This window comes from Streptomyces sp. NPDC059010, from assembly GCF_042740355.1.
GTDB lineage: Bacteria > Actinomycetota > Actinomycetes > Streptomycetales > Streptomycetaceae > Streptomyces.
The window spans coordinates 121,760-134,248 of sequence record NZ_JBHYJA010000001.1; the positions used below are offsets into that span (position 1 = coordinate 121,760).

The following is a 12,489-nucleotide window of genomic DNA, read 5'->3' on the forward strand; positions in this document are numbered from 1 at the left end:
ATCGTGGAGAACCTGATTGCGCTGCTGATCGCGGCGCCATTGCTCGGAGCGGCCCTCCTGCTGTGCGGCGGCCGGCGCCTGGACGCCGTCGGCCAGTGGATCGGCACGCTCCTGTCGTTCATCTCCTTCGCCTTCGGCGTGGCCCTCTTCGCCGACCTGCTGGGCAAGGACCCCGAACAGCGGACCCTCACCCAGCACCTGTTCAGCTGGATCCAGGTCGAGAGCTTCCAGGCGGACGTCGCCTTCCGCCTCGACCAGCTGTCGATGACGTTCGTGCTGCTGATCACCGGCGTCGGCTCGCTGATCCACCTGTACTCGGTCGGGTACATGGAGCACGACGAGCGGCGCCGCCGCTTCTTCGGCTATCTGAACCTGTTCCTCGCGGCGATGCTGCTGCTCGTCCTCGCCGACAACTACCTGCTGCTGTACGTCGGCTGGGAGGGCGTCGGTCTCGCGTCGTACCTGCTCATCGGCTTCTGGCAGCACAAGCCCAGCGCCGCCACCGCCGCGAAGAAGGCTTTCCTGGTCAACCGCGTCGGCGACATGGGCCTGTCGATCGCGATCATGCTGATGTTCTTCTGGTTCGGCACCTTCGCCTTCGGGCCGCTGCTCGGCGGCGAGGGAGAGCCCGGCCTGGTCGGGGACGCGAGCGAGGGCAAGCTCACCGCGATCGGCCTGATGCTGCTGCTCGCCGCCTGCGGCAAGTCCGCCCAGGTGCCGCTGCAGTCCTGGCTCGGGGACGCGATGGAGGGCCCGACCCCGGTCTCGGCCCTCATCCACGCCGCGACGATGGTGACCGCGGGCGTCTACCTGATCGTCCGCTCCGGTGCCATCTTCAACGCGGCGCCCGACGCGCAGCTGGTCGTCACCATCGTCGGTGCCGTCACGCTCCTCTTCGGTGCGATCGTCGGTTGCGCCAAGGACGACATCAAGAAGGCGCTGGCCGGCTCGACCATGTCGCAGATCGGCTACATGGTCCTCGCGGCCGGCCTCGGCCCCATCGGCTACGTCTTCGCGATCATGCACCTGGTGACGCACGGCTTCTTCAAGGCCGGGCTGTTCCTCGGCGCCGGTTCGGTCATGCACGGCATGAACGACGAGGTCGACATGCGCAAGTACGGCGGCCTGCGCAAGTACATGCCGGTCACCTTCGTGACGTTCGGCCTCGGCTACCTCGCGATCATCGGCTTCCCGGGTCTGTCCGGCTTCTTCTCCAAGGACAAGATCATCGAGGCGGCGTTCGCCAAGGGCGGCACCGAGGGCTGGATCCTCGGCGGCTGCGCGCTGCTGGGCGCGGCCATCACGGCGTTCTACATGACGCGCGTGATGCTGATGACGTTCTTCGGCGAGAAGCGCTGGCAGCCCGACGAGAACGGCAACGAGCCGCATCCGCACGAGTCGCCCAGGGCCATGACGATCCCGATGATCGTGCTGGCCGTCGGATCGGTGGCCGCCGGTGCGTTCTTCAGCATCGGCGACCGCTTCATCCACTGGCTGGAGCCCATCACCGGGCACGCGCACGGCCACCCGCCGATCAGCGCGGGAGTGATCACCGGCGCGACCGTCGCCTGCATGGTCATCGGCGTCGCCATCGCCTACGGCCAGTACGGCCGCCGCCCGGTCCCGGTCGTCGCCCCGCGCGGGTCGCTGCTCACCCGGGCCGCCCGGCGCGATCTGCTCCAGGACGACTTCAACCACGTCGTCCTCGTGCGCGGCGGCGAACACCTCACGCGCTCCCTGGTGTACGTCGACCACACCCTGGTCGACGGCGTCGTCAACGGTACGGCGGCCTCGATGGGCGGTCTGTCCGGACGGATGCGCAGGTTGCAGAACGGCTTCGCGCGGTCGTACGCGGTCTCGATGTTCGGCGGTGCGGCGATCCTCATCGCCGCGACCCTGCTGATGAGGGCGGTCTGATACCGATGTCCTTTCCTCTGCTGACAGCCACGGCGGTGCTCCCGGCGATCGGGGCGATCGCCACGGCCGCCGTACCGGCCGCGCAGCGCACCGCCGCCAAATGGCTGGCGCTGCTCTTCTCGCTCGGCACACTCGCCCTCGCGATCACCGTCCTGGTGCGCTTCGACCCGGACGGCGACCGCTACCAGCTCACCGAATCCCACTCCTGGATCGCGGACTTCGGGGTCCGCTACGAACTCGGTGTGGACGGCATCGCGGTGGCGCTGATCGCGCTGACGGCGCTGCTGATCCCGTTCATCGTCCTCGCGGGCTGGCACGACGCCGACCCGCTGGAGACCGGAAGCAGGCGCTGGCGGCCGACGCAGGGCTTCTTCGCCCTGATCCTGGCCGTCGAGGCGATGGTGATCATCTCCTTCGAGGCCACCGACGTCTTCCTCTTCTACATCTTCTTCGAAGCCATGCTCATCCCGATGTACTTCCTCATCGGCGGCTTCGGGGACCGTGCCCACGAGCACGGCGAGAAGGTGGCGTCGACCCAACGGTCGTACGCCGCGGTGAAGTTCCTGCTCTACAACCTGGTCGGCGGTCTGATCATGCTGGCCGCGGTGATCGGCCTCTATGTGGTCGCCGGGAGCTTCAGCCTCCAGGAGATCGCGGAGGCTCGCGCGGGCGGCTCGCTCGACATGGCGACCAACACCGAACGCTGGCTGTTCCTCGGGTTCTTCTTCGCCTTCGCGGTGAAGGCGCCGCTGTGGCCGCTGCACACCTGGCTGCCCAACGCGATGCAGGAGGCCACCGCTCCGGTCGCCGTCCTCATCACCGCGGTCGTCGACAAGGTGGGCACCTTCGCGATGCTCCGCTTCTGCCTTCAGCTGTTCCCGGAGGCCAGCAAGTGGGCGACGCCCGCGATCCTCGTCCTGGCGTTGATCAGCATCGTCTACGGGGCGCTGCTGGCGGTCGGCCAGCGGGACATGAAGCGTCTGATCGCGTATGCGTCGATCTCGCACTTCGGCTTCATCATCATGGGTATCTTCGCGATGACCAGCCAGGGCCAGTCCGGCGCGACGCTGTACATGGTCAACCACGGCATCTCGACGGCCGCGCTGATGCTGGTGGTCGGCTTCCTGATCTCGCGGCGCGGATCGCGGCTCATCGCCGACTACGGCGGTGTGCAGAAGGTCGCTCCGGTGCTCGCCGGCACCTTCCTGATCGGCGGTCTGGCGACTCTGTCGCTGCCGGGACTGGCACCCTTCGTCAGTGAGTTCCTGGTCCTGGTCGGCACGTTCACTCGCTACCCGGTGATCGGCATCATCGCCACCTTCGGCATCGTGCTCGCCGCGCTCTACGTCCTCGTCCTCTACCAGCGCACGATGACGGGCCCGGTGAAGCCGGAGGTCTCCGCGATGCCCGACCTCAGGGTGCGTGAACTCGTGGTCGTCGCCCCGCTGGTCGCACTGCTGATCTTCCTGGGCGTCTACCCGAAGCCCGTCACGGACATCGTCAACCCCGCGGTCCAGCAGACCATGTCCGACGTACAGAAGAAGGACCCCCAGCCCGAGGTGGAGGCGGCCAAGTGAGCGCATCAGCCGTCCACAGCCTGTGGACAACCGCGGCCGACCCGATCGCGAAGATCGGCGCGCCGAAGATCGAGTACGGGCAGCTGTCGCCCACCCTGATCGTCGTCGGCGCGGCGATCGTCGGCGTACTCATCGAGGCGGTCGTGCCGCGCAAGGCGCGTTACTACGCCCAGGTGTTCGTCGCCGTCGTGGCGCTCGTCGCGGCCTTCGCCGCGGTCGTGGCACTGGCGGCCGGCGGGTACGCCACGACCAAGTCGGGCATCGCCGCGATGGGCGCGATCGCCGTCGACGGACCGGCGCTCTTCCTGCAGGGCACGATCCTGCTGGCGGCCTTGGTCGGTCTGTTCACCTTCGCCGAGCGGCGACTCGACCCGGAGGCGCACGGCAACCGGGTCGACTCCTTCGCCGCGCAGGCGGCGTCCGTGCCGGGCAGCGACAGCGAGAAGGCAGCGGTGAAGGCCGGGTTCACCACCACCGAGGTGTTCCCGCTGCTGATGTTCGCCGTCACGGGCATGCTGGTCTTCCCGGCGGCCAACGACCTGCTGACGCTGTTCATCGCCCTGGAAGTCTTCTCGCTCCCGCTGTACCTGATGTGCGCGCTGGCCCGCCGCAAGCGGCTCATGTCGCAGGAGGCCGCGGTCAAGTACTTCCTGCTGGGTGCCTTCGCGTCCGCGTTCACCCTGTTCGGCATCGCGCTGCTCTACGGCTACGCGGGCTCCGTGTCGTACGCGACGATCGCGCAGGTCGTCGACGGCACCGTCCCGGACGTCAGCCCGGCGCTCGCCGACACGATGGGCAACGACGCGCTGCTGCTCATCGGCGCCGCGATGATCGTCATGGGCCTGCTGTTCAAGGTGGGCGCGGTGCCGTTCCACATGTGGACGCCGGACGTCTACCAGGGCGCGCCGACGCCGGTGACCGGCTTCATGGCGGCGGCGACGAAGGTGGCCGCGTTCGGCGCGCTGCTCCGCATTCTGTACGTCGTGCTGCCCGGCCTGCGCTGGGACTGGCGGCCGGTCATGTGGGGCGTCGCCATCGTCACCATGCTGGGCGGAGCGATCGTCGCGATCACGCAGACCGACATCAAGCGGCTGCTGGCGTACTCGTCGATCGCGCACGCGGGCTTCATTCTCGCGGGTGTCATCGCGGCGACGCCGTCCGGTGTGTCGTCCGTCCTCTTCTACCTGGGCGCGTACTCGTTCGTGACGATCGGCGCGTTCGCGGTGGTGACGCTGGTGCGGGACGCCGGCGGCGAGGCGACGCACCTGTCCAAGTGGGCCGGTCTGGGACGCCGTTCGCCGCTGGTCGCGGCCGTGTTCGCGGTGTTCCTGCTGGCCTTCGCCGGCATCCCGCTGACCTCCGGCTTCGCCGGGAAGTTCGCGGTGTTCAAGGCGGCGGCGGAGGGCGGGGCGGGCCCGCTGGTCGTGGTCGGTGTGATCTCGTCCGCGATCGCGGCGTTCTTCTACATCCGCGTCATCGTCCTGATGTTCTTCAGCGAGCCGAGTCCGGAGGGGCCGACGGTCGCGGTGCCGTCGCCGCTGACGATGACGGCGATCGGGGTCGGTGTGGCGGTCACGCTGGTGCTGGGTGTGGCGCCGCAGTACTTCCTGGACCTGGCGAATCAGGCAGGGGTCTTCGTGCGGTGATTCGATCCGGAGACGCGGCTGCCCGGCACCTGTTTTCGGGGTGCCGGGCAGCCGCGTTCCTGCGCGGTCGCGGCTACTGGCTCTTCTCGCGGCGGGGCTTGATCTTGGTGAGGTCGAGGTCAACGGCGAAGGGGGAGTCCACCTTCATTCGCCTGCGGAAGATACCCACGCTCGTGTATGCCTGGATGGTGGGCTCCAGCTCGAAGGCATGCACGACCACCAGGCCCATTTCCTTCTCGACGCGCCAGTAGTGCTCGATCCCGGCGCGGGCGTACTTCATCGGCTTGGTCTCACGGTCTCGGGACACGGACTCCGCCGAGACGACCTCGATGGCGAGGACGACGGCTTCTGCGGGGTACCGCGTCTGGTCCGGGTCTTCCACCACGTCCTCACGCACCACGATCACATCCGGCTCCGGCCGGTTCTGATCGTCGATGTCGATGGTGAACTCGCGGACGACCTCGAATTCCTCCGGTGCTAGGGACTGGAGCTGCCATTTGAAGAAATCGACCGCGCGTTCATGAAACAGAGTCTGCGGACTCACGAAGACCAGGCTCCCGTCGATCAATTCCGTGTGCGGAGGAAGATTCGGGAGGCGGTCCAGGTCGTCGGCGGTCCAGCCGCCTTCCGGCGGGGTCGGCCAGCTGGGCGTGGACGCCTTCGGTGCGACGTTCATCAGTGCTCCCATGGGACGGAGTCTCGCCGGTGCTTTCAGGCTATCGGTCGGAAACGGGCAGGTCTCCCGCGAACGTGTGAACGAGTGTCGTGTCCTTGACGGGGCCGTGCGGGGCGACCTGTGGATAACTCCGGCGCTGTCGGTCGCGACCCCTATCGTGGATGCAGTGGTCGAGGGACGACGTACGGGGGCATGGCGATGGGTGCGACGGGCGGGATCAGGGAGATGCCAAGTGTGACCGAGGTGGCAGCGGCGGCAGGCGCGGCCGGGAGCGAGGCGCTGGCCGCGCTGCACCGGGTCTTCGGGTACGACGCCTTCCGGGGTGAGCAGGAAGCGGTCATCGAGCATGTGGTGGCGGGCGGCGATGCCGTCGTGCTCATGCCAACCGGCGGCGGCAAGTCGCTGTGCTACCAGATCCCGTCCCTGGTCAGACCGGGTACGGGCATCGTCGTCTCGCCGCTCATCGCACTGATGCAGGACCAGGTGGACGCGCTGCGCGCGCTCGGTGTGCGCGCCGGGTTCATCAACTCCACGCTGGACTTCGACGAGCGGCGGGTGGTGGAGGCGGAGTTCCTCGCGGGTGAGCTGGACCTGCTCTATCTGGCGCCGGAGCGGCTGCGGCTCGACGCGACGCTGGACCTGCTGTCCCGCGGCAAGATCGCCGTCTTCGCGATCGACGAGGCGCATTGCGTGTCCCAGTGGGGCCACGACTTCCGCCCCGACTATCTGGCCCTCTCGCTGCTCGGCGAGCGCTGGCCGGACGTCCCGCGGATCGCGCTCACGGCGACGGCCACGCGGGCGACGCACGAGGAGATCACCCAGCGGCTGAACATGCCGACGGCCCGGCATTTCGTGGCCAGCTTCGACCGGCCCAACATCCAGTACCGGATCGTGCCCAAGGCGGACCCGAAGAAGCAGCTGCTGGGCTTCCTGCGGGACGAGCACGCGGGCGACGCGGGCATCGTGTACTGCCTGTCACGCAAGTCCGTGGAGGCGACGGCCGAGTTCCTGACCCGCAACGGCATCGAGGCGGTGCCGTACCACGCGGGTCTGGACGCGGGCACGCGCGCGGCGCACCAGTCCCGCTTCCTTCGGGAAGAGGGCCTGGTCGTGGTGGCGACCATCGCCTTCGGGATGGGCATCGACAAGCCGGACGTGCGGTTCGTCGCCCACCTCGATCTGCCCAAGTCGGTCGAGGGCTACTACCAGGAGACGGGCCGCGCGGGACGTGACGGGCTGCCTTCCACGGCCTGGATGGCCTACGGCCTCAACGACGTCATCCAGCAGCGCAAGCTGATCCAGTCGGGCGAGGGAGACGAGGCGTTCCGGCGCCGGGCCGCCTCCCATCTGGACGCGATGCTGGCGCTGTGCGAGACCGCCCGGTGCCGGCGCGGTCAGCTGCTCGCCTACTTCGGCCAGGATCCCGATCCGGCGGGCTGCGGCAACTGCGACACCTGTCTGACCCCGCCGGAGACCTGGGACGGCACGGTCGCGGCGCAGAAGGTGCTGTCGACGGTGGTACGGCTGCAGCGGGAGCGCGGGCAGAAATTCGGGGCGCTGCAGATCGTCGACATCCTGCTCGGCAAGCGCACCGGCAAGGTGATCCAGTTCGACCACGACCAGCTGTCGGTGTTCGGCATCGGCGAGGAGCTGAGCGAGGGCGAATGGCGGGGCGCCATCCGGCAGTTGCTGGCGCAGGGGCTGCTCGCGGTCGAGGGGGAGTACGGGACGCTCGTGCTGACCGAGGACAGCGGCACCGTGCTGCGGCGCGAGCGGGAGGTGCCGCTGCGCAAGGAGCCGAAGAAGCCGGCGACCTCGCGGTCGGCGTCGGGTTCCGCGGGCTCCGGGCGGGGAGAGCGCAAGGCGAAGGCCGCGGCGGCGGAGCTCCCGGAGGCGCTGGTGCCGGCCTTCGAGGCACTGCGGGCCTGGCGTGCCGAGCAGGCTCGGGAGCAGGGCGTTCCGGCCTACGTGATCTTCCACGACGCGACGCTGCGGGAGATCGTGACGGCGTGGCCGACGTCGGTGCGGGAGCTCGGCGGCGTCAGCGGCGTCGGCGAGAAGAAGCTGGCCACGTATGGGGAGGGGGTGCTCCAGGTGCTGGGCTCCATGCGGGGGGAGTCCGATGCGGGGGCGGCGGCGGGGGCGGCTTCCGGGGCCCGTCACGGGGCGGATCCCGGTGCGGATCCCGGGGCGGACGACTGGCCCGAGATGGAGCCGGAGCCGGAGCCGGAGCCGGAGGACTGGGCCTAGGCGGCGGGGGCCTGAGCGTCCGGGCCGGGCTAGGTCTGGACGTCGGGACTGGGGCATAGGGGTCGGGATTGGGGTTGGACGTCGGGACTGGTCTTAGGCGTCGGGAGTAGGACTGGGGCGGACGTCGGGAGTAGGCCTGGCCGTCGGACTGGGGCTGGACGTCCTGAGGGCCTGGGCGTGGGAGGGCCTGGGCGTCGGGACTGCGTCTGGACCTCGGGACTGGGCATAAGGGGCGCGAGCGGGGTCGGTGGCGGCGTGCTCCATCCATCCCGGCCTGCGTGGCCTGCCCGGCGGCAGCCCCGGCACCACGGTCAGTTCAAAGCCGTCAGCCCCGGCGCGAATGTGATCAACAAGGGGAGCAGTGGCACCAGTGCCGCCAGCGTCGTAGTGAGGGCACGGTGGCGGCGACCCAGGCGTGGCGGTGGCTGGAGGAGGCGGTTGACGCGTTCGCCCAGGAGGCGGTTGGTGGAGGCGCAGGAGAGAACGCCCCGGTGCTGGTTGAGCTCGATCAGGGCCAGGGCCGTCGTCAGGTGACCGCAGCGGCGGGACGCGGTGTCGTCGGCGGCCAGTTCGACCAGGCGGTGGGTCTGGTCGCAGAAGTGGGCGAACAACGGGATGCGGGGGAAGCCGGTGGCAAGCGCGGTGGAGAGGTGCAGCAACCAGTCGTGGCGGGCTTGGGCATGGCCACGTTCATGGGTGAGGACGGCGTCGAGCTGGTGGTCGGTCAGACGGTGCAGGGCGCCCGTGGTGACGATCAGCTGGGGCGGGCTGCCGGGCATCCACCAGGCGTCCGGGTACTCGTCCTCCAGCACCAGGAGCGGGCCGCGCGCCGAGCCCAGGCCGGCGGGCAGGTCGGGCGCGCGTTCCCGCAGATGGGCCCTGGCCTGGCCGCGTCGCCGCCGGGCCTCGGACAGCTCGCGGGCCAGCATCGCCGTCGTCCAGGCGGCCCCGCAGGCAAGGAGCACGGTGAGCGCGGCGGCCCAGGCGGGCGCGGCCGAGAGGTCGTACGCCTCGGTCACCGGCGGCGGTGCCGGAGCGAAGAGCTGGGCGCGTACCGTGCCGAAGACGGCGGCGGTGCCCAGGGACAGGGCCGTCAGACAGCACAGCAGGACGGTGGCGACCAGGCACTGCCACACCCAGAGGGCGACCACGGGTTCCCGTTCGGGCCAGGTGGCCCGGGTCAGCGCGCGCGGGACGGGTACGGCGGCCGTCAGAGCGACGATGCTCAACAGGAGCAGGCAGACGGTCATGCCAAGGGCTCCGGATCCTGGTCAGGGAAGGTGCGGGGGCGGCTGTGCGGGGCGGTGGGCGGCGAACGCCGATCGCTGTTCGCTTCCCACCGCCAGCCAGTATGACGGTGACTGTCGCAGGAGTCAGGGGGAAAGACCCGCCGAATGTCCTGTCAGTTCTGGGCCGCAGGCACGGCGTCAGGCCGACACGATCCGCCCCGTGACCTCGCCCAGACCGACCCGAACCCCGTCCGGCCCGGGTGCCCACGCCGAGAGTGTCACGACATCGCCGTCCTCCAGGAACGCCCGCTTGCCGTCCGGGAGTTCGAGAGGGTCGCGGCCGTTCCACGTGAGTTCGAGCAGTGATCCGCGCTCGCGTTCCGTCGGGCCGCTCACGGTGCCCGAGCCGTACAGGTCGCCGGTGCGCAGGGAGGCGCCGTTCACGGTCATGTGGGCGAGTTGCTGGGCGGCCGTCCAGTACATGGTGGAGAAGGGAGGCTCGGAGACGACGTGGCCGTTGATGGCCACGGAGATACGCAGGTCGTAGCCGTCGGGTTCGGTTTCGGCGCCGGAGTCGTCCAGGTACGGCAGCAGGGGGTGCGTCCGCTCCGGCGGTGCGACCCGGGCTTCGTCCAAGGCGTCCAGCGGGGTGATCCAAGCCGACACCGACGTGGTGAAGGACTTGCCGAGGAACGGGCCGAGGGGGACGTACTCCCAGGCTTGGATGTCGCGTGCCGACCAGTCGTTGAGCAGGCAGAGGCCGAAGACGTGCTCGCGGAAGTCGGCCAGCGGAACCGGCCTGCCCAGCTGCGACGGTGCGCCGACCACGAAGCCGACCTCGGCCTCGATGTCCAGGCGGACCGACGGGCCGAACACCGGCGCCGGGTCGGCGGGGGCCTTGCGCTGGCCGGACGGTCGTACGACATCCGTGCCGGAGACCACCACCGTGCCCGAGCGGCCGTGGTAACCGATCGGCAGATGCTTCCAGTTGGGGGTCAGTGAGTCCGCCGCGTCGGGGCGGAAGATCTGGCCGACGTTCCGGGCGTGGTTCTCGGAGGCGTAGAAGTCGACGTAGTCAGCGACCTCGAAGGGGAGGTGCAGGGTCACCGAGGACAGGGGGTGGAGGAGGTCCGCGATGGCCTCCTGGTGCGCCGGCACCGTCACCCACGCCGTCAGCGCGCGCCGTACGTCCGACCAGGTGGTGCGGCCCGCGGCGAGCAGCGGGTTCAGGGAGCCCTGCGCGAGCAGCGGGGCGTAGGGCGAGCCGAGCGCGTAGGCCGCCTTGCCCGCGTCGAGGACGTGGTCGCCGAGCCGGACGCCGACCCTGCGCGCGGAGTCCGAGCCGGGGAGGGAGAAGACGCCGTACGGGAGGTTGTGCGTGCCGAAGGGGTCGCCCTCGGGGAGATCGAAGGGGGGCATGGGGTGCTGCCTCACTCTCATCCGCTCCGTATGCCAATGCCATGTGGTCGGGGCACACGTTACGGGTGAGTCGTCTGTCTTGGGCAGTGCCGACCTCGCCCGCGGATGTCGGCGAACCCCCTGGTCGCCGCATCGGGCCGGTGTTCCGGGGGGCGTCGAAAAAATCTTCGGCCGACCGGTCACAACCAGGTCCTCCGCTCCGTCAGTGCAGTGAAGACGGAAACACGGAACGCGGAAACGCGGAGCCGCGGGATCGCGAGATCGCGGAATCGCTGACATCGGAGGAGAGAACCATGCAGGCACGGATGACCAACCCGGCGTATGTCCTGTCCGGCGCGATGAAGGGGATCGGCACCCTCTTCCAGGCGATCGGCGAGGCCGGTCTGTCGCAGGAGCTGGCCGAGATCGTGGGGCTGCGCACGAGCCAGATCAACGGGTGCGGTGCCTGTGTGCACGGCCACACGGCCAATCTGCGCAAGGCAGGGACGAGCGTTGAGCGGATCGACGCCGTCTCCGCCTGGCGCGACGCGCCCTGGTTCACCGACGCAGAGCGGGCCGCGCTGCAGCTGACCGAGTCGATGACGAGGCTCGCGGACCGTTCGCACGAGTCGGTGCCGGACGAGTTGTGGGACGAGGTGGCCGACCACTTCGACGAGAAGGAGTTGTCGGCGCTGATCCTCACCATTTCCGTTACCAACATGTTCAATCGCATCAACACCACCATCAAGGAGCCCGCGGGCACCACGTGGGGGTGAAATCGCCACAAGCGGAAGGAAGTTGGCGTGCGGAAGGAGCACTGTGGACAGGATCGGAGGCAGAACCGGAACCAGAGGGGCAACCGGAACAGGTGTCAACACATGTGAACACAGCAGCCGTCCGGTTCGCGTCGAGTCGATGGGGCGTCCTGTCCGTATTCTCTGATCATGGCCGCACCTATCGCATATTCACTCATCGCCACTGACCTGGACGGGACGCTGCTACGAGGCGACGACACGCTCTCGGACCGGTCCATCGACGCCCTCGCGCTGGTGGCGGCGGGCGGCGCCCAGCACCTCGTCGTGACGGGGCGGCCGGCGCCCCGAGTTCGGCCGCTCCTCGACGAACTGGGCAGCGCGGGGCTCGCGGTGTGCGGACAGGGCGCGCAGTTGTACGATGCCGGCGCGGACCGTCTGCTGTGGTCGGTCACCCTGGACCGGGAGTTGGCCGAGACCGCGCTCGGCAAGATCGAGGCCGAGGTGGGGCAGGTCTACGCGGCGGTGGACCAGGACGGTGTCGACGGGCTCACGCTCATCGAGCCCGGGTATCTGATGCCGCACCCGACCCTGCCCGCCGTACGCGTGCAGCGTCGGTACGACCTGTGGTGCGAGCCGATCAGCAAGGTGCTGCTGCGCCATCCGAGCCTCTCGGACGACGAGTTGGCGGCGACGGCGCGCTCGGTCGTCGGCTCCCTGGCCACCGTCACCATGTCGGGGCCGGGCACCGTCGAACTCCAGCCATGTGGCATCACCAAGGCGACCGGTCTCGCGCTCGCCGCCGAGCATCTCGGCCTCGGCCCGCACCAGACCATCGCCTTCGGGGACATGCCCAACGACATCCCCATGTTCGACTGGGCCGCCCGTGGTGTGGCCATGGCCAACGCCCACGCCGAGCTGAAGGCGGTCGCCGACGAGATCACCCTGTCGAGGGCGGTGGGGCCGCCAGCCCCCCGGGAGGCCAACCAACAGAAAACACACCCCGGGCGCCAGTGGCTACTAAAAAACACAGGTGTATATGTG

General features: G+C 69.3%; 9 protein-coding genes. 6 read left to right on the forward strand and 3 right to left on the reverse strand.

All coding sequences use genetic code 11. The annotated features are described in order from the left end of the window. The first annotated feature begins 3 nt into the window (after positions 1–3). The 3 genes from nuoL to nuoN are packed head-to-tail and all read left to right on the forward strand — an operon-like array spanning position 4 to position 5,140. A complete protein-coding gene (gene nuoL, locus ACFWYS_RS00615; RefSeq protein ID WP_384761723.1) occupies positions 4–1,917 on the forward strand; it encodes an NADH-quinone oxidoreductase subunit L in 1,914 nt (637 codons plus the stop codon). Positions 1,918–1,922: 5 nt separating this feature from the next. After that, positions 1,923–3,494 (forward strand): NADH-quinone oxidoreductase subunit M, encoded by a 1,572-nt coding sequence (locus ACFWYS_RS00620; protein WP_384761725.1) that lies wholly within the window; start codon positions 1,923–1,925, stop codon positions 3,492–3,494. After that, positions 3,491–5,140, forward strand: a complete 1,650-nt coding sequence (gene nuoN / locus ACFWYS_RS00625; protein WP_384761727.1) for an NADH-quinone oxidoreductase subunit NuoN — start codon at positions 3,491–3,493, stop codon at positions 5,138–5,140. The genes ACFWYS_RS00620 and nuoN overlap by 4 nt, the downstream gene beginning before the upstream one ends. Positions 5,141–5,213: 73 nt before the next feature. Here the strand turns inward: nuoN and ACFWYS_RS00630 are convergent, their stop codons facing one another. Beyond that, positions 5,214–5,816, reverse strand: a complete 603-nt coding sequence (locus tag ACFWYS_RS00630) for a Uma2 family endonuclease (RefSeq protein WP_384762211.1) — start codon at positions 5,814–5,816, stop codon at positions 5,214–5,216. 198 nt (positions 5,817–6,014) lie between these two features. On the opposite strand from ACFWYS_RS00630, the gene recQ reads away from it, so the two are divergent. Next, positions 6,015–8,066 carry a DNA helicase RecQ gene (recQ, locus tag ACFWYS_RS00635; RefSeq protein WP_384762213.1) on the forward strand — a complete coding sequence of 684 codons (2,052 nt, stop codon included), beginning with the start codon at positions 6,015–6,017 and terminating at the stop codon, positions 8,064–8,066. 311 nt (positions 8,067–8,377) lie between these two features. Here the strand turns inward: recQ and ACFWYS_RS00640 are convergent, their stop codons facing one another. Both ACFWYS_RS00640 and fahA read right to left on the reverse strand, forming a co-directional pair. After that, complete coding sequence (locus ACFWYS_RS00640) at positions 8,378–9,316, reverse strand: M56 family metallopeptidase (protein WP_384761729.1); 939 nt, start codon at positions 9,314–9,316, stop codon at positions 8,378–8,380. A gap of 177 nt (positions 9,317–9,493) precedes the next feature. After that, positions 9,494–10,714 (reverse strand): fumarylacetoacetase, encoded by a 1,221-nt coding sequence (fahA, locus tag ACFWYS_RS00645; protein WP_384761731.1) that lies wholly within the window; start codon positions 10,712–10,714, stop codon positions 9,494–9,496. 293 nt (positions 10,715–11,007) lie between these two features. Between fahA and ACFWYS_RS00650 the strand changes: the two genes are divergently transcribed. Both ACFWYS_RS00650 and ACFWYS_RS00655 read left to right on the forward strand, forming a co-directional pair. Then, on the forward strand, positions 11,008–11,469 hold the full coding sequence (locus ACFWYS_RS00650; protein WP_384761733.1) for a carboxymuconolactone decarboxylase family protein: 462 nt from the start codon (positions 11,008–11,010) through the stop codon (positions 11,467–11,469). A gap of 168 nt (positions 11,470–11,637) precedes the next feature. Next, the coding region (locus ACFWYS_RS00655; protein ID WP_384761735.1) for an HAD family hydrolase at positions 11,638–12,489 on the forward strand (852 nt) is incomplete at its 3' end.